The organism is Methanococcoides burtonii DSM 6242 (assembly GCF_000013725.1).
In the GTDB taxonomy this organism is placed as follows: domain Archaea; phylum Halobacteriota; class Methanosarcinia; order Methanosarcinales; family Methanosarcinaceae; genus Methanococcoides; species Methanococcoides burtonii.
This window is the reverse complement of sequence record NC_007955.1, coordinates 834,377-860,543: the sequence shown is the minus strand read 5'-3', so window position 1 is coordinate 860,543 and position 26,167 is coordinate 834,377. Positions and strand designations below refer to the sequence as shown.

Annotated in this window: 16 protein-coding genes; 8 read left to right on the top strand and 8 right to left on the bottom strand. The window is 41.8% G+C overall.

All coding sequences use genetic code 11. The features are described from left to right. Positions 1 to 5: 5 nt before the first annotated feature. From mtaC (MBUR_RS04175) to mtaA, 6 genes are all read right to left on the bottom strand, one after another. Positions 6 to 776 (bottom strand): methanol--corrinoid protein MtaC, encoded by a 771-nt coding sequence (gene mtaC / locus MBUR_RS04175; RefSeq protein WP_011498922.1) that lies wholly within the window; start codon positions 774 to 776, stop codon positions 6 to 8. 797 nt (positions 777 to 1,573) lie between these two features. Next, positions 1,574 to 2,962, bottom strand: coding sequence for a methanol--corrinoid protein co-methyltransferase MtaB (gene mtaB / locus MBUR_RS04170; protein WP_011498921.1), 1,389 nt, complete (start codon positions 2,960 to 2,962; stop codon positions 1,574 to 1,576). A gap of 6 nt (positions 2,963 to 2,968) precedes the next feature. Further along, entirely contained in the window at positions 2,969 to 3,733 is a 765-nt protein-coding gene (mtaC, locus tag MBUR_RS04165) for a methanol--corrinoid protein MtaC (RefSeq protein ID WP_011498920.1), read from the bottom strand. Between the two features lie 120 nt (positions 3,734 to 3,853). Continuing rightward, on the bottom strand, positions 3,854 to 7,204 hold the full coding sequence (locus MBUR_RS12910; RefSeq protein ID WP_011498919.1) for a PAS domain S-box protein: 3,351 nt from the start codon (positions 7,202 to 7,204) through the stop codon (positions 3,854 to 3,856). A gap of 326 nt (positions 7,205 to 7,530) precedes the next feature. After that, the gene (locus tag MBUR_RS04155) at positions 7,531 to 9,138 is read right to left on the bottom strand and encodes a methylamine methyltransferase corrinoid protein reductive activase (RefSeq protein ID WP_011498918.1); all 1,608 of its coding nucleotides are present in this window, start codon (positions 9,136 to 9,138) and stop codon (positions 7,531 to 7,533) included. Positions 9,139 to 9,284: 146 nt separating this feature from the next. Continuing rightward, on the bottom strand, positions 9,285 to 10,301 hold the full coding sequence (mtaA, locus tag MBUR_RS04150; RefSeq protein WP_011498917.1) for a methylcobamide:CoM methyltransferase MtaA: 1,017 nt from the start codon (positions 10,299 to 10,301) through the stop codon (positions 9,285 to 9,287). A gap of 669 nt (positions 10,302 to 10,970) precedes the next feature. Between mtaA and MBUR_RS04145 the strand changes: the two genes are divergently transcribed. From MBUR_RS04145 to MBUR_RS04115, 7 genes are all read left to right on the top strand, one after another. Then, a complete protein-coding gene (locus tag MBUR_RS04145) occupies positions 10,971 to 12,353 on the top strand; it encodes a sulfatase-like hydrolase/transferase (RefSeq protein WP_052286200.1) in 1,383 nt (460 codons plus the stop codon). Between the two features lie 47 nt (positions 12,354 to 12,400). Beyond that, positions 12,401 to 13,255, top strand: a complete 855-nt coding sequence (gene pheA, locus MBUR_RS04140; RefSeq protein WP_011498915.1) for a prephenate dehydratase — start codon at positions 12,401 to 12,403, stop codon at positions 13,253 to 13,255. Between the two features lie 59 nt (positions 13,256 to 13,314). Then, a complete protein-coding gene (locus tag MBUR_RS04135; protein WP_011498914.1) occupies positions 13,315 to 14,211 on the top strand; it encodes a DUF7502 family protein in 897 nt (298 codons plus the stop codon). A gap of 156 nt (positions 14,212 to 14,367) precedes the next feature. Beyond that, the gene (locus MBUR_RS04130; protein WP_011498913.1) at positions 14,368 to 15,342 is read left to right on the top strand and encodes an AAA family ATPase; all 975 of its coding nucleotides are present in this window, start codon (positions 14,368 to 14,370) and stop codon (positions 15,340 to 15,342) included. A 60-nt stretch (positions 15,343 to 15,402) separates the two neighbouring features. Further along, positions 15,403 to 16,284, top strand: coding sequence for a DUF58 domain-containing protein (locus MBUR_RS04125; protein WP_011498912.1), 882 nt, complete (start codon positions 15,403 to 15,405; stop codon positions 16,282 to 16,284). Continuing rightward, entirely contained in the window at positions 16,284 to 18,155 is a 1,872-nt protein-coding gene (locus MBUR_RS04120) for a DUF7408 domain-containing protein (protein ID WP_011498911.1), read from the top strand. The genes MBUR_RS04125 and MBUR_RS04120 overlap by 1 nt, the downstream gene beginning before the upstream one ends. Next, the gene (locus MBUR_RS04115; protein WP_011498910.1) at positions 18,152 to 20,593 is read left to right on the top strand and encodes a VWA domain-containing protein; all 2,442 of its coding nucleotides are present in this window, start codon (positions 18,152 to 18,154) and stop codon (positions 20,591 to 20,593) included. Before MBUR_RS04120 ends, MBUR_RS04115 begins: the two co-directional genes overlap by 4 nt. A 114-nt stretch (positions 20,594 to 20,707) precedes the next feature. On the opposite strand, the gene MBUR_RS04110 is transcribed toward MBUR_RS04115, so the two are convergent. Continuing rightward, on the bottom strand, positions 20,708 to 21,823 hold the full coding sequence (locus tag MBUR_RS04110) for an RNA-guided endonuclease InsQ/TnpB family protein (protein WP_232222041.1): 1,116 nt from the start codon (positions 21,821 to 21,823) through the stop codon (positions 20,708 to 20,710). A gap of 376 nt (positions 21,824 to 22,199) precedes the next feature. Between MBUR_RS04110 and ppsA the strand changes: the two genes are divergently transcribed. Next, complete coding sequence (gene ppsA, locus MBUR_RS04105) at positions 22,200 to 24,605, top strand: phosphoenolpyruvate synthase (RefSeq protein WP_011498908.1); 2,406 nt, start codon at positions 22,200 to 22,202, stop codon at positions 24,603 to 24,605. 95 nt (positions 24,606 to 24,700) lie between these two features. Here the strand turns inward: ppsA and MBUR_RS04100 are convergent, their stop codons facing one another. Then, complete coding sequence (locus tag MBUR_RS04100; RefSeq protein WP_011498907.1) at positions 24,701 to 26,167, bottom strand: homoserine O-acetyltransferase MetX; 1,467 nt, start codon at positions 26,165 to 26,167, stop codon at positions 24,701 to 24,703.

Sequence of the window (26,167 nt, the reverse complement as noted above, 5' to 3'; positions counted from 1 at the left end):
CCTCTTCAGTGTTTGTGGAATTCTTCTTTCAGTGCGCTAATGCTAGATCCTGCAAGGATCTTGTCAGCGATCTTAGGTGCGTCAGCAGCTTCTTCTCCATAAATACCCAATTCATAGGTAGATACGAAGTCCTGGTTCACAGCTCCACCACCACAGGCGAATGGAACATTAAGACCTGCTTCAAGCAGCCTGTCGTTGACAGCCTTGAAAGCATACATTGTTGTGGTCATCAGTGCAGTACCTGTAAGCAGTATAGGTTTCTCTGCCTTGACAGCGTCAATGACCTCATCTACAGGAACATCACGGCCAAGGTCAACTACCTCATATCCGTTTGCTCTGAGAAGTGCAGCGACGATAGATTTACCGATATCGTGAACATCTCCTTCTGCAACATGGCAGACTACCTTGCCTTTAGAAACAGGAGTTTCATCGGACTGTGACTTGCAGAACTCGATACCGTCGAGCATTGCATCTGCGGACATCATTACGTTTGGCAGGAAGATCGTTCCCTGATCATACAGATCAGTAACTACTTTCATACCAACCATTAGAGCATCGTCGATCAGAGCAATTGGATTCTTTCCTGCTTTGATGGCTTTTTCAAGGCCTTCGATAACGTCATCTTCTTCGCCGTCAAAGATTGCTACTGCAATTTCCCTGAACAGTGCATCCTTAGGATAAAGTTCAGCTGCAGCATCTTCAGGCGTCATTGCCTTTTCCAATTTCACATTGTATCTTACCAGAATTTCACTGGGGTCTATATCCAACCTGGTCATGTTTTGCTTCCTTCCTTTGTTTTTTTTAATAATAATTGAAGTGTCATTCTTCTTGGGAAGAATACCACCCTTGATCCAATCATAGGATTTCGTTCTGAAAACCTATTCAAACGTCTCTCATACCAGTATATAAACATTTGTTTTCAAATGATTTTATATATAAGCATTACTATTTGATTAAAAAAAGATACAAAGATAAGATTGAGTATAAATAAGGTTTATTGATATCGAAATTGTATGATAAAATTAACAATATCGAAAACAAACAAAACAAATTTAGTAAATATGTTTATATAATATAGTTAAATTCGCTTTAAAAATAACTAGTATATAAAATAAATGTGAACGAGAAATCTTTGATCGATACTGACAATATAATATAAAGGCTGTTGATACTTATTTTTAAACATATCAATTGATTTTATAGAAATATATACATTTGAGAGTAGAATCTTATAAATATGAAATACCATTGCACTATTTTGGTTAAATAAAAAGAAAACGACATCAATAAAGGGATTAATTGAAAATGACAATTCAAGATCATTTTATTATATCAACAAAATAAAACAATAATCTGTATATACACAAATTATTAAATAATAAGTATATATACATATTAATTTCGATATTTTCGAATAATACAAAACATTTAAATACTACATATCGAGGCATCAAAGATCCAATCCAGAAAATGGAAATAGATGACTGAAGATTTCATTGCACGATAATCGTAACGAAAAGAAAAAAAGAAAATGGGGCGTAAGATGGAGAGATGAAAGATAAAAATAAAAACTTCAGTAACCGTAATTTTCAGATCTGAAGCTCTCCATCGTTGAAAGTTTGTTCAGATTCTCTTCAATGAACACATCCTTTTCATCAGTAAGTGAATGAAGGGACTTGATCGCCTTTGCAAGAGAAGCTTTCTCAAAGCGTGAAAGTTCAAGCTGTCCGCGAGAACCTTCATCAACGATATTACATGCCTCTATCGCAGCATTCTTAGCACGTAGATAGATATCATTACCATCCTTTACGATCGCTTCACCTATCCTATAAGCATTATCGAATGCAAGTATGAATGCCTGAGGGTCCCTATATCTGTCGGAGACCATGAAAACATCCCTGAAGACCTTCGCATAGCCAGCCTCTATTGCTGTATTCATCATGGAACAATCATAAGATAGGGTCTCCCCCCAACATTGAACACTTGTACCGCCGAACTCACCACGGTACTCCACAGATTCATTAGACCAGAGATCGCAGCATTGCATAGCTAGGTTACCCATGACATCAGAGTGAGCACAAGTTGAGCCCTTTCCTTCCTGCGAGATAGGGACACCAGCAATGGCCTTGATTATAGTGTTCTCATACCCACAATCTTTACCAGGACCAACAGCTCCTGCTTCATATGCAGCAAGTGAACGCGGTGCTGAAACCGCCCTTGCCACAACAGCAAGGGTATGGGCAAGCTTTCTGTCAAGCAGACCACCTGCAATGAACATTGCAGTATTGGCCTGAGAACAATCAGTATCCCCGGCAGCCACAACATCATGTTTCTTTGCTATCTTGCTAATATCTTCCCATATGAACTCTACATCAAGAGTGCCGAGGATACCTATTGAAAAAAGAACACCTGAGAGATCGTTCCTTATTATTGATGAATCAAAGACGCTCTTACCACCAAGTGATTCAATGGAAAGCATATCGGCTCCATTGGAAGCAACCTCTTCAAACGATTCCAGTAATATACCATAAGAGTCGCCCCTAAGATCTAGGGCTTCTTTTCCGCCCCGAATATCAGCAGGCGTATGGCGCAATGCACATTTGATGCCATATTCATCATAAAACTCTTCCATGATGGTCTTCTGTTCATGTGCTATCTCAGCACCCCATGACGGATTGACGGTCATTTGTTGCACATGTTCCGTTTCGAGAACCACAGAAGGGAAACCGACCTGTACCATTCGTTGCAGGACATCAGTTGTGATCTTCTGGTATTCTGCAATAAGTTTCTCTTTAGACTCACCAGCTGCTGGCCTGGGTGCATAATTAACTTCCGCCGAAGTATATCCCGCTCCGATCTCCAGATCAAAACCGGTCTTAATTGGATAGATAGAATGTCCAAAGACCATATCTTCGAAGTCATCATAAGCCATTTTATTATAACGTTTTAAACTCAAACCCATTCCTCCTCAGTGTTTATGGAACTCCTTCCTGAGCTGGCCAATATTCAAGCCGTTGATGATAGCATCTGCGATCTTCGGTACGTCAGAAGCTTCTTCACAATAAAGGCCAAGTTCATACTGGGACACAAAATCCTGTGTCACCGCACCGCCTCCACACACAATAGGTACATTGATGTCACTTTCAAGCAACCGGGAATTCACATCCTGGAAACCAACCATCGTTGTCGTCATTAACGACGTTCCCGTAAGCATAATGGGTTTTTCCCTTTTGACAGCCGCAATGACCTCTTCCACACAGACATCCTTTCCAAGGTCTACAACTTCATACCCCTTCGCCCTGAGAAGAACGGTCACGATCTTCTTACCAATATCGTGGATATCCCCTTCCACGACATAGGAAACGATCTTACCCTTGTATTCATGCTCCTGATCGGATCGTTCTTTGCAATATTCAATACCTTCGATCATTGCCTGCGCCGAAATAATGACATCCGGAAGGTAGAGAACACCGTCATCATAAAGAGTGGAAACTATTTCCATACCCACCAACAGTGCATTGTTAATAAGGTTCAGTGGATCAAGTCCATTATTGATCGCATTCTGGATACTTTCCACAACCTCATCTTCATCTCCTTCAAAGACGGCTTTCGCGACCTCCCTTATATTCTCTTCCACAGGGAATAATTTCTCAGCCACCTCCTCAGGGGTCATTTCCTTTTCCACTTTTACATTATATCGTGTTAGTATACGTTGAGGATTAATATCGATCACAATTTAGCCCTCCATTAAAATAATTAATATAAATGCCTACAACTATTCCGATGTGATAAGACAAATGCAAACATGTAATAAAAACATTATTTGCCAGGCAGACACAACATACAGGTCCCTTCAATTTATGCCAACCTCCCGACAGATAGCAATGATCGCATCCTGACGATTCCATTTACCCTTTTGCAATCTTGTTTCCACAGACATAAGCATGCCAGTACCGGTAACCAAAGGTAACCTGAACTCGACCTTATTACCTGCAAGTGCATCCCCAAAGAGCTTTGCTGCTTCAAGTACCTTATTATGAGGATGCATTTTTATGAAATTCATGCCAGTTATCTCTTCTTTTGAGTGAGCTAGTTTTTTCGAGACTGCCTCATTGCTGTAGAGTACACAACCCTCACTATCCAGAACAAGGATCAGATCATCAATACCATCAACGAGTGATTTAAGGTCGTTCTGGTTCTTTTGCATATCGACTTCTGATTCAATGCGACCGATGATGGATCCCATCTGTTCAGCAACTGTTTCTACTGATGTACGAATATTGTATAGCATTTCATATTCAGTACGCGATGCAAGGAAAAGAACAGCCACTTCTTCCTCTTGATATTTCACCGGGATCACAGCTGTTGCCAGCAGTCCTTCATCTACCCTGTTATCACGCTTTGTCACAGGATAGATATCGGAATACATTTTGTAGAGCGGATAACCCATCATGAAAAATCGACTCTGCATGGAATCTGCTGCGTAGTGAGAATTATTTTTTACAAAATCTTGCGAAAGCCCTTTATGGGATATAAGGTTCAATCCACCATTGTTCTTGTCTATCAGATAGAGACTGCCAGAATCGATACTATCTATATGTAAAGCAAATTCCAGAAGCTGGTCAAAGGTTTCCTGAAGGTCCCCTGAAGGAGTGAAGAAATTACCTACCTCGGACTCAATATTCAAGAATTGATTGATCTTTTTACGCTCAGTGATATCCATGATGATACCCTGTATATGGACAAGATCACCCTCCTCATCATACTGCGGAGTGGATCTTTCGACAACCCATCGAACATCATCAGACCTGGTGATTATTCTGTATTCGAGACGATATTCGGAAGCATTTTCTGCAAATTTCCGGGCAAAATAGCTGTGCACTCTTTCCGCATCAGAAGGGTGAATAATGTCACCGTATTGTAGTTTTCCAGAAAGAAAATCCGACGGAGAATATCCAAATGTATCGATGTTCTCAGAAACAAATTCAACTGGCCATCCCGACTGAGCATTCCAGAAAAATACAATTGCAGGACTGCTCTTGATAACCGTTTGCAATACCTTTTGTACTTCCAGTGAATCAAGCAGTTCCTGTTCTTTCTTTTTCTGCTCAGTTATGTCACGTATAATAGCCATTACAGCAGGCTTACCCTGATCATATATGCGTGACGGACTGATCTCAACAGGAACAGTTTCACCCTTACGGTCAAGCAGATCCACCTCGAATTTATTAGAACTGCTTTTCTGTTTTTCCAGTATCTTCGAGAACTGCTTAGTCACCATTCGCCGATATTCAGGTGACAGATAAGAAGAGAAACTGGAGTTATGTACCTTTTGGGGACTGAAACCAATGATCTCACAGAACATTGAATTTACAAATTCCAACACATCATCACGAATTATGATAATGCCGTCATTCCCATTCTTAACGAGATTGGAGTATTTTTCTTCCGACACACGCAAAGCTTCATCAGCTTCCCTATGCTCGATCAGTTTTTTCATTTCCTGGATCAATAGTGTAAGGTTACGAGTATCAAGATCATCATAAGGAGAATCTTTGTTGCCAACTCCCAGAACGAATCGTTCACCTTCTTCATTGGAGATGGGAATATCAAAATGACGTTTGATAGTACCGTTCACATCATAATTATTTTCTATTTCAAAAAGGTCATTTGGGTAATTTGAAAGCAAATATTTCCCACTTGAGTTCACTTTGATGGCCCTGCTGGAAATGTCAAGCGGATACTCGCCCAGGTCCTTGCTCAGTTTGTATTGACCAATTTCATCTTTTAAAAGGAGGAAGATCATGTCAAAAGAATTGTCTTCACGGACACTGACAAGATAGCCGATATTGCTCAGAGTGAGTCTTGCAGCAGCCTCCAAAGTGAAATTTAATATATCTTCAATGGATTCATCGGACATCTGGTTGAGTTCAAGAAGCGTCTCAAGATGAGACTCGTTCAGCTGGAGAGAACGTTCACCCATTTTCCTCAGGGTGATGTCTTCAAATATCCCCATCCCACCCTGCAATGATCCATCTACGATCAAAGAACTGAAAGTGACATGCAGGATAGAATTATTGTCATTTACAATTAGGTGAACATCACCCTCATAGTTCCTTATCTTTCCCGAGACCACATCACTTATATCGCTACGAAAATCTGTGTCACTAAAAAGATCGAGGACATTATAGCCTGTGATCACATCACGTAAGTGATCGAATATCTCATTGAATACTTCATTTGAATTCGTTATAATTCCTTTCCGATCAAAACGAACTATACCTATGGGAGATTTTTCAAAGATTATCCTGAAGTTCTTCTCAGTATCAACAAGAGCTTTCTCTGCTTTTCTTTTTTCCCTAATGTCATTTAAGTTCAGCATTACCGCAGACTGTCCTTCGTATTCAATGTAGGAATTAGTCATCTCCACAGGAATTTCACCTTCAATAAGCGAAACAATATTTGCTTCATAAATATTGGAGTCATTCTTCTTGCTTGAAAGACATTTATTGTATTTTTTGGAAACCATTCTGCGATATTCAAGCGAAATATGATCAAGGAAAGGAGAACCAATGATATCGTCTTTTGAAGATCCTGTCAGTTCGCAGAATTTCTTATTCGTATACCGTATTTCATTGTCAAGGACAACAATTATCCCTTCATTGCCTTTTTCGATCAACGTTGAATATTGACCTTCATATCGGATAGTTCCCTCATCCAGGGCTTTCAATTCGTCAATATATTCAAAGGTAACAAGAGCAACACAGCCGCCATCGTATCTGATCGGCCTCCCGTTGATCAGCACAGACCTTGTACCGGCATTGATAAAAGGATAGGTTAGTCCAAAGTCCTCAAGTAAGAAACCTTCTTTACAAACTCTGCTAAGTCTGTCGAATAGTTCAGGTGAATTTTTCTTAAAATCAACAAATATATCAGCATCATTTCCCAAAACATCATCAGGTTTGACATTGAACATTTTGTAGAATGAATCGTTCGCATATATCAGGTTCAGATCCGGATCAAGTATCATGAGAGCTTCTTTTAAAGATGCTACTATAGCCTCGAAATAGTTTCCAGGATCATCGGAAAAAGAGAAAGAACTACAGCTATCAGATTCTGATATTTCATCAGATACAACTTTAGATGAAGTCTTTTTGACAGATATATCACCGGTCTTTTCCATGGAATTGTATATCTTATACATCTCCCGATTTTGCGTTTTTTTGCTTAAACGATCTTTTGTTTTTAATAATGGAATTTGTTTGTTTCAATTATATATTTGTTTTGAACCCTCTTATAAGTGGACAACTCATGATTTATACCTTATCTTCCACAAAGATAGAATCTCCATATTTTGAGGACCTTTCTGAACGAAAGAATTATCTTAAATCAATGAATAAATAAAATTGCTCACATCTAAGATCTATAGTAGCTTCCTTCGATCCAATCTGTTTACTTTTCAGATCTATATCCAGTACGTCAGTACAACAGGTGTGAGCAAATAATTAAATGTTCACCTCATGAAAGTTATTATACTACCTTGAGAAAATGCCAGTCGAGGACATTTTCCGGGCATGAATGAATACATTTCTGGCAGTGTGCACCATCACAAAGATCAGTTCTTATTCTCACTGACCGATCCTCCTGTTCCAATGCATCATTTGGACACACATCAACACATTTCTTACAGTCGATACAGCCTTCCATATCGATTTCCAGAAATGTACCTATCTGGTCAACCACATGAAGCCCTTCGCCCCCAAGATCAGGAATATCCTTCTCGACGCGCTTTTCGATTTCCGGCACCTTAGTTACTTCATCGATTGTAGGAAGACCTTTTTTCTTAAGATATTTTTTAAGTGTCTTGAAAGGCATACCCTCGTTCCAATAGGAAAGTTCAAGAATATAAGAATCCTTGAATGCTTCATCCATTGCAAACATTACATGTGTGCCAACTATCTCCACTGCGATCTCCTGAAGGTCCCATAATCGTTCTTCTGAAAGTAGTATCTCCCTTGCAACGATAAGAGAAGTGTTCCCTATCTGACAGATCTTTGAGACATTGTAAGGTATCATGCCAATACGATGAGCTTTTATCGCATCCATATAGGTACCGGCAGCACCGGCCATGTATGCGACCTCCACATCTTCCATTGCGACATTAGCAGCATTGCATAATGTCACATGACCGGCACGTATGGCACCGATAGCCCTTCCCGCTTCAGCAAGATCTTTTTCTGTGAAATGTAGACCATCCTGAAGGTAAAGTTTTTTATCAGGCGTATTTATATTTGGTAATTGGATGGTTCCATTTTTTATGGCCTCATCGATAAGTGCAATAACACCGGTACCTGTGATGCCGATAGCATGCACATCACCATTTTTGAGAACATCACCGTTTTTATAGTTGACAAGGGAACCACTGACAGTGTTCATTTCCTTATCAAGAACGTAATTCAATACATCCCCATTGTTAAATTCAACATCTGAGATCACAAATGGGCGTGCAATACTTCCGTCCCCGATCTCCTGACCTTCAAGTGCAGGACCGGCTGCTGCAGAACCTGTGAAGATGACATTACCGACCTTTAACGCCATTTCCGCATTGGTACCATAATCAGTTGCAATGGCTATCTTATCAGATTCAAGCATTCCGGACTTTACTATCAACGCAAGAGCATCTGCACCGACCTCGTGTTTGATAGCAGGTGGAATAACTACTTTACAATTAAGGAATTCAAGGCCTTTTACCTGAGTGCTGTCAATTATACAAGCATTCCTTTTTTGCTCCTCAATATTCATCAACTTCTTTTTTCGCTCTCCTGCATAGGCAAGGTCATCGATCGGAATCCCCTGGAACAATGATAATTGTATAGGATTTCCACATACAGCGATCCTCTCAACAAGTCCTCCTTCCGGTTCAAGTTCATTAAGGATGTGAATGAAAGCATTGATCACAAGGTCATGAGCTTTGTCCTGACCATATGTCATGGCAAAATCCAGATGATCCATAACGTTCGCACCGGGCAGAGGATTTCTCATTGTGATGACTGTTCTCTGTATCTCACCTGATCCAAGGTCTATTTTTTGTGCCCTGAAACCACTTGTACCAAGATCTATTGCAATTCCTGTTCGCATAGTATTACCTTCCTGCCTAATCGATCAATGTGATAGACAATTATTGACAGATGATCAAAAAGAAATAAATGAAAGGTCCTGCACAACAAGACCTTTCCGATTGGATGTTAAGATTTTTGTATATATATATTTCGTTTCTACAGATATTATGCAATGTATTCGTCCCTTGCTTCGACAAGGGCTTTAACATTCTCCACAGGAGTATTTGGTGCAATACCACATCCAGGAGAAAGAACTGCAACGCCACCTTCAAGAGCATCCTTTGATTCTGCTTTGACCTTTTCAACATCACCAGAAAGTAACGTGAACGGACTGGACACATTACCAACGATCACAGCCCTGTCTCCGACAGTTTTGATAGCTCCCTTAAGGTCTGCTACTTTTTCCTCAATGCTAAGTCCCTCGAATTTGCAGTCTGCCATCATATCGAGAATAGGAGTCACATTTCCACAAATATGAAGCACCATCGGACATTTGACCCCTTCTGCAAACCTTGCAAGTCTTGGCTTAAGCATCTTGTCAAATGTTTCAGGGTTCAGAAGGTCAGGGGATGCTACAGGATCAGGCACACATATTACATCTGCACCAGCATCTGCCAGTGCATTTGCATACACTATGCATGCATCTGTGGCAAAGTCAAGGATAGTCTCTAAGTCATCTGGTTTCTTGATAGACCATTTCATGAACTTCTTTACACTTACAAGATCGGATGCAAGGGTTACAGGCCCTTCCATGCCAGCTACCAGAGGAATTTTATCTCCAACTTTATCGATGATTATCTTTGTTGCTTCAAGCACAGCAGGTATTCTGCCATTGCTAAGAAGGTCATCGGGCATTACGAGATTGTCAACGTCTTTATATGGGTGATCAGTTACAGATGGTTGTCTGTTCTTTGTTCCCATATTAACTTCACAACCCATAGCTTCTGCAAGAACTGTCAGACAATATGGATACCTTACAGCTTCAAGACCTGCGATCTCGTGTGATGCTACGGCGAGTGTTGCCATCTTCTCTGCATCTGAATGAGCTTCAGGCCACTCTGCACCGGTCTGATCCATAAGATCAACTATAGCGGTCTGTGTTACAGAAACTACCGGGACTTTATCAACTGGTTCGCGGTTTAACGCGTTCAATAATCTTTCTTTTGGGTTTAAATCGGTCATTTCGATCACTCCTTCATAATTAAAGACCCGGTGCATCCGGATGCTGATGTTTTTTGATCGTCGTTCACACCATCCAATCAATCCAGGGATGGAACAACTGATATTAGGTAGTTATACCCAAATTTCAAACTGGAATAATCATATATAAACATTTGTATGTTTAATATTTAGTATAAATAGGTTACTATATGGCACGTATTTTAATCAGCATTATTTATTGAAACTATAATATCGATTGATAGCTTTTTTACTAAATAAAAGATTTTCTAAAAAATTAACATATAATTTAATACCAATATACTTATATATAATACTTAAAAATTTGAAAAATAAAACTAATATAAAAACAAAGCTACTACTAAAAATCTATAATTAAATAGATAAAAATAATAAACGATACCAATAAGCATAATTTATAATAATCAGAATTAATTATTTAAAAAATAGATATTTGATAGTCGAAAAGTACATATATAAAATTATGAAATACCTGACATTATTAGAGGAAAAAAACAAAAAACAAGATCTATTTTAAAAAATTCTCAAAGAAATGAAATATAATTAATTATATTAGTCTAAAAAAATATTGCATTGGTCGTGAAGAACGTATCTACATTAAACCATAATTTAAAAAGAAGAGCGATCTTAGTTCTATTTTGTCTTATAATAGTGCAACTTTCAACTCCTGTTGTGGCACTCACAACAATAGATATCCAAAACATAGAAACCGATCATGGTGCAGTCATACTGATCACAGATGGCCTCGGTGCAAACTATATAAATCCGGAAAAGATCCCTTATGCACTTGATGGCAATCCTTTGGAAAAACCAGATGTAAAGAATATTTCAGCATTTGCAAAAGATGGACTTCAAGCATTTAGTGTTCTGATCCCATCCACAAAAGGCGAAAACGGACATTCGGTGATCGTTACAGGAAATCCCGGAGCCACCACTGCGATGATAGCATACAATGATGCCACAATCTATGATATTGCCCGTGATAATGGATATATCATGTTTGCAATATTGGAAAAGGGTGACACTGCCGAACTTATTGATAAACAAGATATTACTATACATGATAGCACCACATCGATAAATGATCCACAAATGAAGGTTGTGCTCAATAACTTTCCCGACCAGCCTGACAACGATATGATCCTCGATGTTGAACAGATATTCAAAGAATATGCCATTCTGGCCCCAACTTACATTCAGCAGTATAAGGAAGGGGAGATCGAGCGCTATAATGCTTACAACCTCTGGGGGATCGAAACATCTCTTAAGGTAATTGAGATGATGGAGCAATATCCTGACCAAAAATACATACTGACGACAAATATCGGTGCTATTGATGCTGCTGGAATCTATCGCCGAAATGAGGGCTATGTTGAATGTATTGAAGCACTCGACATTATGGTCCAGCCCCTTATTGAAAGAACGGAAGATAACGACCTTGCATTCATATTGACTTCCGATCACGGGATGGCCTTCCAGTCAACGGATGGACGTGGTGGCAGTAAATCCGGAAAATATGCAACTTCTCCGGAAGTGCTTCAGATACCCTTCATTGCAACATCATCCAATATAGAAAGAAAGTTCATTCGAGAACAGATCGGTCAGGAAGATATTGCACCTACTATCCTAAGTATCCTTGACCTGCCAAACGAACTACGATTTTCAGCAGGTGATTCATTTGCCAGTAAAAGATATGTGAATTTCAAGATATTGCTTCCGGAAAACGGCAGTGTCAGTATCTCTTCAAAGGAGATCGTTCTAAAAGCTGAAGATGATAGCGAATACATCTTCTACGGACTCGAACCAGATAAGGAATACAGCATCACCGCTGAACTTTCTGGAAATGATGAACAGGTATATGAAAGGACTGTTTTTGCAGATTCTGATAAAATTATCCGATTCAACGAAGATAAAGAGACTGGCGAAAAAGAGAACATGATACCAAAAGGAACAAGAAGGACCATTGGATCGATCTTTATTATAATTATAAATATGGCAGGGCTTGTGATGATATTCAGGGTCATTAAAAGCTAAAGTTTGCCATCACAAACTATTTTTAGCAGGCAAACCCATCTTTACCGATGATCGTTGGCGTACTCGGGCCTGCCGGATCCTACTCGGAAAAAGCAGCAAAAGGCTGGATAAGCAAAGAATCAAAGTCTGAGGGGACATCCCTCGTCTATTATGATGACATAAACGATACTTTTACATCCGTCATCAATGGAGATTCGGACATTGGAATAGTCCCAATAGAGAATTCAATAGAGGGGTCCGTTGGGATCACACTTGACCTATTGCTTGAGAGTGAGATAACTATAATTGGGGAGATCGTTGTACCCATTGGGCATTGCCTCCTCTCAAAAGGAGAGATAAAGGATATCAAGATAATAATGTCACATCCTCAGGCACTGGGCCAATGCAGCAAGTTCATAAGGGAACATTTCAAGAATGCAGAAATTCGTACCACTGGAAGTACGTCCCATGCTGCTAAGCTTGCTAATGAGTTCTGCGAGATGGCAGCAATCGCATCAAAGGAATCTGCCAGAGAATATGGATTGAAGATACTTGTTCCGAATATTCAGGACTGGGAGAAAAACCATACACGCTTTATCATCATAAAACAGGGCAAGTGGAAGGAAGATGAAGCATGCGTACCTGAAAATGATACGTGCAAGACATCTATCATTGCTGATATTGATGAGGACAAACCTGGTTCACTGTATGAGATCATAGGTGAATTCGCAAAGAGAGACATTAATCTGACACGTATAGAATCAAGACCATCGAAGCGCTCTTTGGGAGATTATATGTTCTATATTGACATAGAAGGAAGTACAGGCGATGCAGATATAAAAGATGCTTTATATTATATAAATTTAAAAGTATCTATGCTAAAAGTCCTTGGTTCCTACAATGGATACAAGCTGGATAACTAAAAAGTGTTCATATAAGGGATGAATGTTCATTCAAGTTTGCTTTAGAGGGGATAGTGATCATGGATATTGATAATTTTGTAGAAAAACAGGAAACGACGGTCAATAAATACCAGCGGATCTACAAGATCATAGATCTGACCATAATTACACTGACCCTATTCACAATTCTAAAGCTACTTAATATAGACTTATTTATCCTTACATTCAGAGCATTGGAACTTTATGCCGATTCTACCTACGGTCCTTCAGGGATGATCTCGGCTGGAGGACTTTTGCTTGCGGCTATTTCTATATTGTTTGCCATCATCCTTACCTTTGCTTTCCATTACAGGGACAGGAAAGTTCTGTTGATACCATTCATAGAGGAACGTTTCCCAGCACTTCAGGAAAGGCTCAGGACTGCCTTTGATAACAGAGATGTGCACAATGTAATATCAGACGACCTGATGGGAAATGTACTGGATGTGGCCTCGAAGATCGATAATTCAAAGCTTATTGAAAAGAAAAGACTCAAGAATAGCATGTTTCTTCTGCTAGCAGTTTTCATTATGTTCACCACCATAAACGTACTGGATTACCGGACAGATGTCACACCCGAGGACATCAATGACCTGATAGGTGAGATACCAGGGATATCATCAGGAGAAAATGAAACATCTCCTGATGAACAGTTTCCACTTGAAGGAGAAGAAGGAGATTCAGGAGGTAACAGTGAGGACCTTGTCGGAGAAACGGCTATAATCGTGGTCGAAGGGGAAGAGGTCGACCTCTCATTGCCACCGGGAGCAGGAACAGGGTTTACTGAAAGTGGAGATGAGGAATCCCTCCCGCCTGATTTTGAGAGCTCATCGGAATATGAGAGGAAAATTATGTCATCACCTGCTTACTATGAGCAACTGCCGGAAGGGTATGAGAGTATCATAAAAGAATACTTTGAGCAGATGGCTAATAACTGACCCCTGATCACTACATTGTTACAATAAATATATCAATGAATTTATTAATATATCATAATCATTAAATTAACATCGATGTTCATCGATAAATTACATTAACAGATCAATTTATACCACCAACCAATTTCACCAATTGCAATATAAGGAGAACACCACATGAATTCCAATGATGCAAGATCAGGAGACCTTGAACAAACTTACAGAGGTGCTAGTGATGCATTTACAGCACTTTTCAATGAGATCTCTAAGGTTATAGTAGGACAGAAAGATACGGTAGAACAGATAATCATTGCCATCCTTTCTAACGGACATGCACTGATGGAAAGTAACCCGGGTCTTGGGAAAACACTTACGGTATCTACTATTTCCAAGACACTGGACCTTTCATTCAGCAGGGTTCAGTGTACTCCTGACCTTATGCCGGCAGATATCACAGGCACACACTTTATTGAAGAGACGGGAGGGAAAAAAGAGTTTAAATTCGAGCCAGGACCCGTCTTTGCCAACATCGTCCTTGCCGATGAGATCAATCGTGCGTCCCCAAAGACACAATCTGCATTGCTTGAAGCCATGCAGGAGAAACAGGTCACGGTAGGTAACGATACATTTATCCTTGACAAACCTTTCTTCCTGCTTGCAACCCAGAATCCTATAGAAATGGAAGGAACTTTCCCATTGCCGGAAGCGCAGCTTGACAGGTTCCTTTTGAAGATCGTTCTGGACTATCCCTCATTTGAAGAAGAAAAAGAGATTGTCAGACGCTACACCAAGTCTGACGAACCGCATGTAGGTAAAGTGCTTGACAAGAATATGGTATTACAGCTCCAGCGTCTTACAAGGGACATGCCAATTGCGGATGATATTAAAGAAAGGGCTATCAAGATAATTATGGCAACCCGCACATGGAAGGAATACATTGAGTTCGGAGCTTCCCCCAGAGCATCCATCGGCCTTATTCTGGCAGCAAAGGCTCGCGCATTGGTAAGAGGCAGGAACTTTGTAAGTGTTGAAGATGTTGACGCAATGGCATATCCGGTATTAAGGCACAGGATCATCCTCACTTTCGAATCTGAAAGGCGTGGAATATCACAGGATCATGTGATAAAGGAAATCCTTGCCAAAGTTAAATGATACACGCATTGGTAAGTCTGAGAAGGAAAAGCCTACGAACACCAATATGATGCTTGAACCATGAGTGACAGAAAACACCGTATAGATGTGGATTTCTTCCGCCAGCTTGACCGCTTTACTTTTCTGGTAAGGAAGCGGGTATCCAGTGCTTATGCAGGAAGCAGACGCTCCAACAGGAAGGGTCAGGGACTCGATACGATGGGGTATACGGAATACCACCCCGGAGATGACCTCAAGTCCATTGACTGGAATGTCTATGCAAGATCCGAAAAACTCTATGTCAGGGAATTCGAGGAAGACAAATCAGTAACCACACACATACTTCTCGATTCAAGCAATAGTATGGACTATACCCTTAACACTATCACAAAGTTCGAATATGGTGCTATGCTTGCCGCCGGCTTTGCATATCTTGTCACAAAGGATAACGATAAATTCGGCATATCTACCTATTCTGAAGATATCGCCATATCCCAGACGCACAGAGGAAGACGTCATTTATTAAGGGATATCGATAGACTTGCGGAAGTAGAGCTTAAAGGACAGACAGCTCTTAGCCACTGTGTCCAGCTATATGAAAAAATGATAAAGTCACGTTCCCTCGTGATCATCATCTCAGATTTCATGGAAGACCTCAAATCCATTGAATCTGCGATCTACAGACTTTCAAACCATGACCTTATTCTCATACAGGTGCTTGACCCTTCCGAGAGCGATCTGTCAATGCACGGTCATGTCAAGCTGATGGACCTTGAGACCAATGATGAACTGAAGACATATCTCAGTAATAATTTCAAGGACAAGTACCAGGAAGAGCTACAGGCACACATCGATGGCATACAGAATATCTGTAACCACGTCGGTGCTGACCTATATACATTCACGACTGATACACCCATCTTCGAGGCATTCTTCAATGCCATCAACAGGAGGCACATGTAATGCCTTTTGCGAACATACTCGGACTTGCTGCTCTGGCAAGTATAATCCCACTTATCATATTGTACCTGTTACGCCCAAAGCCTCTGGAACTGAAGATACCTTCACTCATGTTCCTGATGCTTGCAGAAAAGAAAAAGAAGAGATTTGCATCATTGAGACGACTTATAAAGGACCCTATATTCCTTGCCCAGCTACTCATTTTGATACTGATATCCGTTGCAATAGCCGGACCTTTCTATAGTACTGAAGAGGAACTTAGCGGTGAACATACGATATTCGTTATCGATGCTTCTGCTAGTATGAACACTGATGGCAGGTTCGATAGTGCCACTGATATTGCTAAGACATACATCAGTAAGAAGAACAGCATAATACTTGCAGAAAACATTCCGGTGAACGTGCTCGAATCCGGTGGTTCTTCCGCTACTAAGAACTCCCTTGACAGCCTTACTCCGAAAGGCTCTGTTGCAGACCTCTCAAGTGCAATTACCAATGCCATGAGAACCCTTTCTAATGAAGGAGGAAGGATTGTGGTAGTATCAGATTTCACTAACTGGCAGGGAGAAGACCCTGTATCAGCCATGAGACTTGCTGAATCCTACGGATTGAAAGTTACCTTTGTAAGAGTAGGTTCACCAACTGACAATGTAGGCATAATTCAGGGCTGGATCGATGCCGATGAAGAGGGTTACACCTACAATTGTGTTCTCAAGAACTACATGGAAACAACACAGAACGTCGAAATGATCATCGATACACCGGGAAGCCAGAACAAAAAGAAGTTTCAGCTTGATATAGGACCGTTTTCAACTAAACAGTTCAAGCTGACAGACCTTGGGACCGGTATTACAGAGGTCACTATAGACAGAGAAGACAAACTTGCAGTTGATAATGTCGCTTACATATCAATTCCGGCAAATGTGCAGAACGAACTGCTTCTTGTTACCGATGTTAAAAGATCACCTTCGTCAACTGCCCTTTCACTGTTGCCGAACATAAAGGCCATTCAATCCAATAACGTGCCTGCTGACCTTAGTGATTATAAGGTCATTGTTGTCGATACACAACAAAGGGCAATAACCTCTGAAGAAGCTGCAAGGCTTAGCACTTTCATTAAGAGTGGTGGGAACGTGCTTGTTATCGCCTCGCCCACACTTGACCCGAAGAATGCGAACATCGACCTCATGCAATTGCTTCCTGTAAAGATCATCACCACCTCCGAGAGCAGTAAAGGTGTGGCATTGAAGGTAGAACAGGAAACGAGGCTCACAAAAAAAGTGAAATTCGAGGATATAGCAGTCTACACTTATCTGAATTCGACCATCAGGTCTGATGCAGTTTCCCTTGTTGATACTCCTTCGAATGTACCGATGCTTGCATATTGGAATGTAGGTGACGGTACTGTCATGTACCTCGGATTAAGCGATATGCTTGGAGAGGAAGCATGGAACAACTTCCACAACCTTCCGGAATATCCTGTTTTCTGGGCAAAGGTTATCGCATGGCTTGGAGGTACTGGCGACATAGGGGATTACAATGTCCAGACCGGTGCCGTTTCAGCATTGTCAAAGGAGCAGGAGGTCACAACCCCTTCAGGTACTATAACCACAAGCAGATTGCTCTATGATGAAGTGGGTGTCTATGAAGTAGCTGGCAAAAGAATAGCTGTGAACCTTTACGATGATATGGAATCCGATACCACGATAGACTCCTCGAACGTTCTCGAAAGAGCAACATCGAATGAAGGCGGCGATATCATCAGGCAGACCACATATACTGCAAATAAATACGTTGATATCTACTTTATCATCATTGCTATGCTGCTGGTAGTCCTTGAGATCCTTATCATTAGAAACCGGGGTGAACTATGACCTTCACGTTCGAACAACCATTGATGTTTGCATTGATACTGCCTGTAATAATAGGAGGACTTTTCTTCTTAAGGGAAGGAGCAAGAAGACCAATTATCATCTCACGCATGATAGTGCTTTCACTTCTGGTCATCGCACTTGCCTCTCCCACTGCTATTGTTAGTGATGTGACAAGTGACGAGAACCCGAACCTTGTGGTGATCTCTGATGAGACCGCCAGTATGAGCCTTTTCGAAGAAGGTGTCGGAATGAACGTATATGAGTCACTTACAGCCAATACTCCGACAACATTCATCCGCCTGACAGGCGAGAGCACGTCCCTTGGAGATGCCATCGAGCAATATTCCACCGGCGACAACCAGATAGTGCTAGTCAGTGACGGTAACAACAATTTCGGAAAAGACATCGATGAATCTCTCCAGTATGCAAAAGAGATGGGTACGACTGTTTACTCCGTTGCACCAGACCTCGAAAAGAACGATATCAGTGTCCAGATGCTTGGGGACAAGACCGTGGTCATCGGGAACGAGAACCAGTTCGATATACTGGTATCCCAGGCAGAAGAAGGAGAGATCAGATACAGCTTTGAAATCTATGCAGGGAACACCCTCATCAGAAGTGGTACATTCTCACAGAAAACACGCACAAGGACAATTCGTGTTCCATACGCTTTCAAGAAACTGGGTGCTCAGGAGATGAGAGTGGAACTCACACCACTTACTGATGATAAAGATAATATCAACAACGTGTACTACAAATCCGTCTACGTTGTTCCAAAACCTAATATTAATCTGATTACGAGCGATACAGGTGCACCCCTTGGCAATATCCTGTACAATCTCTACGATGTATCGAATTCAAAGGAATTTACCGATCTTGACAATAAGAAAACTGTCGTGCTTGATAATGTCAACATGAGAGAAATATCGGAAAATAATATTAATAAACTAAAGGAGTACGTGTCTCAAGGCAATGGACTTGTCCTGGTAGGTGGCGAGGCTTCGTTCGATCGTGGGAACTATCTTGATTCTTCCTTAGAAGAATTACTTCCTGTAGCTTCAAGACCTACTGACTGGAAAGGTGGCAGAAGCATTGTCCTCATACTTGATGTATCCCAAAGCACAGCTGCTCATGAAACGCTTTCTGATATTCTAGGGTATGCCACAAATCTACTTAGGAGTGATGAACTAAAAGATGCATCCGCCGGAGTTATCGCATTCGGTAGCGAAGGTGAAGATGTTTCCGGCGGTTTGGTATATCTTGGAACACATTCAAATCTGGAAAAACTTGAAGAAAGTATCAGTTCACTTGCTCCGGGTGCTACAAGTGAAACATCTCTTGACCAGGGTCTTTTAATAGCACAGGAATGGCTTGAGACCGAATCCGGAGAACTTGACATTATAATAATATCAGATGGTGGTTTCGCGCAATCATATGATGAGAGCCTTAAAGTCGTAGAAGAGATACATGATGAAGGGATCGATTTCTACTTCATCCATGTACATGAACAGGGTGCTCCTTCACAGTATGACCAATTCGGAGAAAGTTATGCTGATAAATTAATGACTAGTGTGGAAGGAGAATATCAACTTGTCGAAAAAGGAGAACGACCAAAACCCATCTTCGAGGATCAAGAGATCCCTGATGAAGAGACAGAAGATGATCCACAATTAACATCCTTCCCACTTATAGAATACAATCCAAATCATTTCATTACCCGCAACATCGAGATCGAAGGTAACATCACAGGCTATAATGACGTTACCCCAAAACCAGGTGCAGACAGAATCATCATTACAGCCACCGGTAAACCGGTAGTAACCACATGGAGATACGGGCTTGGCAGGGTAGCAGCCATAACTACGGATAACGGTAGAGGTGGGCAGAACACATGGGCATCCCAGATGTATTCGGGTAACAATTCAAAGCTCATCTCATCTACCATGAACTGGGCTATCGGCAATCCACAGGTCGAGGAAGGCACTGTTGTTGAAGCTGAGGATACGTGGTTCGGCACCCCTGCTACGCTTTACATAACCCATTACGGTGGGAACACACCTGTATTGAGATACAAAGGGAATACCCTTGAACTTGCGGTCACCGGAAGGAACACCTATGAAACCACGATCGACCCGAAGAACATTGGATTCCACGATGTTTCAGGCTATCCGATAGCTGTGAACTATCCCATAGAATACCGGGATGTCGGCGTGAATGAAGATCTTCCGGTGTTCATCAAAGCAAATGGCGGCAAGACATACACCGAGAATGAGGCTCTTGCTCTCCTGTTAAAGGATGCAAGAGGAAATTCCCTTAAGAGTGTAGAAAGGTCCGAAAGCCAGAAGCTCTACTTCCTGATCGCTGCTTTATTACTGTTCCTTGGAGAAATTGCAGTAAGGCGTATAAGGGAGATAAGGGAATCGAAAAAGGGCGATTAAAGGCGGAGTCAATCTGCCTTCTTTTTTTTAAAAAACGCATTCAGAAGACTACAAATTGAACTGTAGTTAAAGTAGTCAACTGCCCCCATCTGACGAAGGGGGCTTGTAAGTAAATCATTGCACTGTATCTTGTACAGCACTCATCCCTACATTCGGCTGGTTGACAGACAGCCTACTCAGGCAGGATATGCCTGCTTGAGCTATGTTTCGAGCAGCATTGAGGTCAGCGTGTATCTGAAATCCACAACTACGACAACGGTAAGAACTACCATCCCGATTCCCTTTGTAAGTGTGTCCACATTTGGAACACTTCTGACTGGAAAATCTGGGATCAACCGAGACAACCTGCTTGCCCAGAGCTTCCGCTTTGTAGCGGATAAACTGTTCAAGTTGGTAGAAACTCCAATTATTGAGTTTCCGATTGAAGTTCTTGCCTTTACGTTTCTGGACTCTGATACTTGTAAGATCTTCAAGAGCGATCACATCGAAGGGCATATTGACAATATCTTTGGCAATACAATGGTTAACATCCGTCACAAACCGTCTTTCCTTTCTGCTCATCTTCTTAAGAAGACGTTTAGCAGACTTGGTGCCTTTGGATTGGAGTTCCTTCCTCAGATATGCATATTTAGCTCTTGCATTCTTGACCTTGCTGTCATTGAAAAAGACATTATTAGAACAAACTGCGACATTGACAATCCCTCGGTCAATACCAAGAACAGTATTACCGGATGGTTTAGGAGATTCTGTTCGAAGTGTAACATGCAGATAGAACAAATCATTTCTGCTGTCATAATTCAGAGTAGAACTTCGAACCTCCCATCCAAGATACTGTTCATAGTATTTGGGAATTGTAAAGCAAACCTTGACTCTGCCATTAACTGACGAAACAGAAGCATATCCATGTTCGAAAACAATACGGATTGTATTCTTGTTGTATCTGATTGCAGAGAAAGGGATACTCTGTGGAAGTCTCTTAAGTTTGACACCCTTAAGAGCTTCACATGCAACATCACGAGCACCCTGAACATGAGAGGAATTAAGTTCGGGGTGCCGTTCACGAATGTCATAATAAGTAGCATGGTGGATAGAAACTTTGGAATAAGTATGATTCTCAAAACCATACTTAGCAACCTCGTTGAAAACTTGGTTGAAAAGTACAACTGTCTGCCTGAGATTTTCTTTGCCTTCATCCGGCATCTCTAGCTTAAGTTTAATGGTTCTATCCATGTACATATATACGCACGGATAGGTTAAAAGGATAGTTAATTTGAATATACAAGAAGTGATAACATGAACAAAAATAAGATAACCACTCCATCCCCTCCCAGCTTACGCAAGGAGTTCCCGGAGGGAATTTGATGGACCAATGGTAACAGCAAGTTTACTGCCACAAAACGGAACCTTGAAGATCGTGGTTCTATCAGAGTGAAATTAGAATAGCAATTACATGGATATTAAAAGTGATCAGCTTTTACTCCATGCCTCTTCTTTCAGGATAAAATCTATCAACTACCTCCATTTCTCCAAAAACTCTAATACCTTTAAAAATTAATCTTATTAACAGTTAAAAGGAAAATTCATTCTGATAGCTGGGGGTTAATTAATGAGAAATAGTAAATACATTCGATGGTTCGAAGAGATACGTATAGAGGATATACCTTCTGTAGGAGGTAAAAATGCCTCACTGGGTGAGATGTATAGGGAACTGACAGGGAAGGATATTAAGATACCAAACGGTTTTGCGGTCACAGCGGATGCTTACTGGCATGTGCTGGAATCTGCAGGTGTGTTACAAAAACTCAAGGACAGTCTGGAAGGACTTGATACAAACGATGTCACTGACCTTGCTGAAAGAGGGAAAAAAGCAAGGAGCATAGTACTCGATGCAGGGATACCGGATGATCTCTGGGAAGAGATCAAAGAAGCTTACGACAAACTGAGCGAAGAGTACGGATCTGAGACCGATGTGGCAGTTCGCAGTTCTGCAACAGCAGAGGACCTTCCTCATGCTTCATTTGCAGGGCAGCAGGAAACCTACCTCAATGTACACGGCTACCACTCCCTGAAAGATGCATGTAATCGTTGCCTGGCTTCTCTTTTCACAGACAGGGCGATATCCTACCGTGTGCACCATAAGTTCGATCACTTCAAGGTCGGCCTGTCAATAGGCGTCATGAAGATGGTACGCTCAGACCTTGCATCCAGCGGGGTAATATTCACCATAGACACCGAATCCGGATTCGAGGATGTTGTATTCATAACCGGTGCTTACGGCCTTGGGGAAAACATCGTGCAGGGACTTGTCAATCCGGATGAATTCTACGTCTTCAAGCCCACCTTAAAAGAAGGCTACATCCCTATAATCAAGAAAATGATGGGCAGTAAAGAGATAAAGATGATATACGGACGTGGGGATTCCCGTATTCTTACCCGTAATGTGGAAGTTCCACTTGCAGACCAGAGAAAGTTCTGCATCAACGATGATGAGATACTCCTGCTTGCAAAATATGCTGCCACCATTGAGGACCATTATTCTAAAAAGAAAGGTCAGGCCGTACCCATGGACATAGAATGGGCAAAGGACGGCAACACCGATGAGCTGTTCATTGTACAGGCAAGACCGGAGACTGTGCAGTCAAGGAAAAGAAAGGATGTCCTTGAAACATATTTCCTCGATGAGAGGTCGGATGTTCTCGTCACTGCCAGAAGTGTAGGTGACAAGATAGCAACTGGTGCGGTGCATGTGATCGATGATGTTTCCAAGCTTTCTTCTTTCAAACATGGGGAGATACTGGTGGCTGATACGACCACTCCTGACTGGGAACCTATCATGAAACGTGCGGCTGCCATCATCACCAATAAAGGGGGGAGGACATGCCATGCAGCTATCGTCAGCCGTGAGCTTGGAGTTCCGGCAGTAGTGGGTGCACAAGATGCTACTGAAAAACTAAATAACGGGATGGATGTCACAGTCAGCTGTGCTGAGGGAGATATCGGCAGGGTCTATGAAGGCATACTGCCTTTCCACATAGAGACCGTTGACCTCAAGGGCCTGGGAAAAACAAAGACCGAGATGATGATGAACCTCGGCAACCCGGAAGAGGCATTTTCCCTTTCCATGATACCGAACGATGGTATCGGACTTGCAAGACTTGAGTTCATCATTTCGAGTTACATCAAGGTCCACCCAATGGCACTGATCCATCCTGAAAAGGTTGAAGATGAAAGTGTGCTTGAGGAAATTGAGAAACTCACAGACGGGTACAAGAGCAAGGAAGACTATTTTGTGGAAAAGCTTTCCCAGGGTGTAGCGACCATTGTGGCCTCATTCTATCCGAAACCTGTAGTTGTGCGTATGAGCGATTTTAAATCGAACGAGTATGCAAGCCTGATCGGCGGGAAATATTTCGAGTTCGAAGAGAGCAACCCCATGATAGGTTTCAGGGGAGCATCCCGCTATTATGATGAACGCTACAGGGAAGGATTCGCACTCGAGTGCAAGGCCATGAAGAAGGTTAGGGATGAGATGGGACTTACAAACCTTATCCTTATGATACCTTTCTGCAGGCGTGTGGAAGAAGCGGAAAAAGTTATCGCTGAAATGAAAAAGAACGGTCTGGAAAGAGGGGAGAACGGACTGCAGGTATATGTCATGTGTGAGATACCAAGCAATGTACTGTTGATCGATGAGTTCAGCAAATACTTCGATGGTTTTTCCATCGGCTCCAATGACCTTACCCAGCTGACCCTTGGAGTGGACAGGGATTCTGAGATACTGGCCTCATCCTTTGATGAAAGGGATGAAGCTGTGAAGAAAATGGTCTCCATGGCAATTCAGGGAGCAAAAAGGAATGGCAAGCACAGTGGAATTTGTGGTCAGGCACCCAGTGATTTCCCCGAGTTTGCAGAGTTCCTTGTGAGAGAAGGTATCGAATCGATCTCGCTCAATCCGGATTCTGTGATGAAGATATCATTGAAGGTCCTGGAAACCGAAAAAGAGATGGAATGAATTTATTATTATTCATTCATTCTTCTTTTTTTTTTCAGAACTCATCCTGCAGTAGATTAAATAACTGTAATAGTTAAAAAATAAAAACAAAAGGATCAACCTATCAGTCGGTTGATGTCCTCACTATCGATGATACCAATAAGTCTGTTCTTCTCGTCGACTACAGGCAAAGCTGAGATGCTGTGGCGCTCCATCCTCTTGGCAGCAGCTACTATAGGTTCATCAGGGAAAGCCGTCAGAACATCCCTGGTCATTATATTCTCCAGTTTGCTACACTTTAATGCAACCGCTTTTGAGATATCCCAGGAAGTGACGATACCAACAAGACAGCCGTTCTCATTAACGACAGGCAAATGAGTAAGGGCCTCCTCGAACATGACCTTTGCAGCTGTATCTATGCTCGCGCCTTCCCTGATGGTAGCAACCTTTTCGGTCATTACATCAGCAACGGACGTGTGAGTCAGGAAATTGTGGATGACATAATTGATCTGGCCGCTTTCGAGCAGGAAGGCATCGTGTCCATAACTGGATTCGATCTCACGATAACTTACATCATGCTCCTTTACAGTAAGACCTTCGACTATCTTTTTTGAATGATATGGCGAATACAGCCAGTCGGAAGTTATCGATATCACCAGCATCTTTGCCTGTACATATTTCAGGCCTTCTGCCAGAGAACCGTTCATTGAAAGGTCGAAATAATCCACAGCTTTTGTAGCATAAAGATAGGAATTGGCATCGAACCTGCCGGTAAATGTGTCTCCCTGATATTTCAGATAGCTCCCCACCTGAAAATCATTGGACATATCGAACTTGTAGCTTTCACCCTGTTGCAATCTCCGTCCAAACTTTTCATGCATGGAAGCATCGCTTAGATATGTGATGTGAGCGATCATCCTTGCTGTGGAAAGACCATTAACCGGGGGTTCACCCTCGTAATAGTCTCCCCCATTCCAGTCAGGATCAGAGATAATGGCATTCCTGCCAACCTCATTGAAAGCTATCTGCTGCGGAGATGAGACTGCCGTAGAAGCAATGACCACGGCCTTCTTTACAAGCTCAGGATAGGCAACACACCATTGAAGCGTCTGCATACCGCCCATGGAACCACCAACTACTGCAAAGAGAGTGGTGATTCCCATATGGTCTATCAGCCTTTTCTGGACATTCACCATATCTCTAATCGTTATGACCGGAAAAGTGATACCATATTGCCGCCCCGTGTCAGGATCAAGGGAAGCCGGTCCGGTAGTACCCTTACACCCTCCCAGAACATTGGAACATAGCACGAAGTACCTGTCAGTATCAAGGGCTTTCCCGGGACCGATGATGTCATCCCACCATCCCGGTTTTTTGTCATCGTCACTGTGCCTGCCTGCTGCGTGTGCATCGCCTGTTAGAGCATGGCAGACAAGGATCGCATTACTTTTCTCCTTATTGAGATTACCATAGGTCTCATAGGCCAACCTGATGTTCTTCAGGGTATGACCGCCTTCTAACTGGAACTCACCTTCTATGGTATGGTAGTTCGTTGCCACAATGCCTACAGACCTTTCACTCAT

Bases quoted from the DNA above. Each gene is read 5' to 3' on its own strand.
- ppsA (WP_011498908.1), top strand. From the start codon at position 22,200: ATGAGAAATAGTAAATACATTCGATGGTTCGAAGAGATACGTATAGAG.
- MBUR_RS12910 (WP_011498919.1), bottom strand. From the start codon at position 7,204: ATGTATAAGATATACAATTCCATGGAAAAGACCGGTGATATATCTGTC.
- MBUR_RS04125 (WP_011498912.1), top strand. From the start codon at position 15,403: ATGAGTGACAGAAAACACCGTATAGATGTGGATTTCTTCCGCCAGCTT.
- MBUR_RS04115 (WP_011498910.1), top strand. From the start codon at position 18,152: ATGACCTTCACGTTCGAACAACCATTGATGTTTGCATTGATACTGCCT.
- MBUR_RS04130 (WP_011498913.1), top strand. From the start codon at position 14,368: ATGAATTCCAATGATGCAAGATCAGGAGACCTTGAACAAACTTACAGA.
- MBUR_RS04155 (WP_011498918.1), bottom strand. From the start codon at position 9,138: ATGCGAACAGGAATTGCAATAGATCTTGGTACAAGTGGTTTCAGGGCA.
- mtaB (WP_011498921.1), bottom strand. From the start codon at position 2,962: ATGGGTTTGAGTTTAAAACGTTATAATAAAATGGCTTATGATGACTTC.
- MBUR_RS04100 (WP_011498907.1), bottom strand. From the start codon at position 26,167: ATGAGTGAAAGGTCTGTAGGCATTGTGGCAACGAACTACCATACCATA.
- mtaA (WP_011498917.1), bottom strand. From the start codon at position 10,301: ATGACCGATTTAAACCCAAAAGAAAGATTATTGAACGCGTTAAACCGC.
- MBUR_RS04110 (WP_232222041.1), bottom strand. From the start codon at position 21,823: ATGGATAGAACCATTAAACTTAAGCTAGAGATGCCGGATGAAGGCAAA.
- pheA (WP_011498915.1), top strand. From the start codon at position 12,401: ATGATCGTTGGCGTACTCGGGCCTGCCGGATCCTACTCGGAAAAAGCA.
- mtaC (WP_011498922.1), bottom strand. From the start codon at position 776: ATGACCAGGTTGGATATAGACCCCAGTGAAATTCTGGTAAGATACAAT.
- MBUR_RS04120 (WP_011498911.1), top strand. From the start codon at position 16,284: ATGCCTTTTGCGAACATACTCGGACTTGCTGCTCTGGCAAGTATAATC.
- MBUR_RS04135 (WP_011498914.1), top strand. From the start codon at position 13,315: ATGGATATTGATAATTTTGTAGAAAAACAGGAAACGACGGTCAATAAA.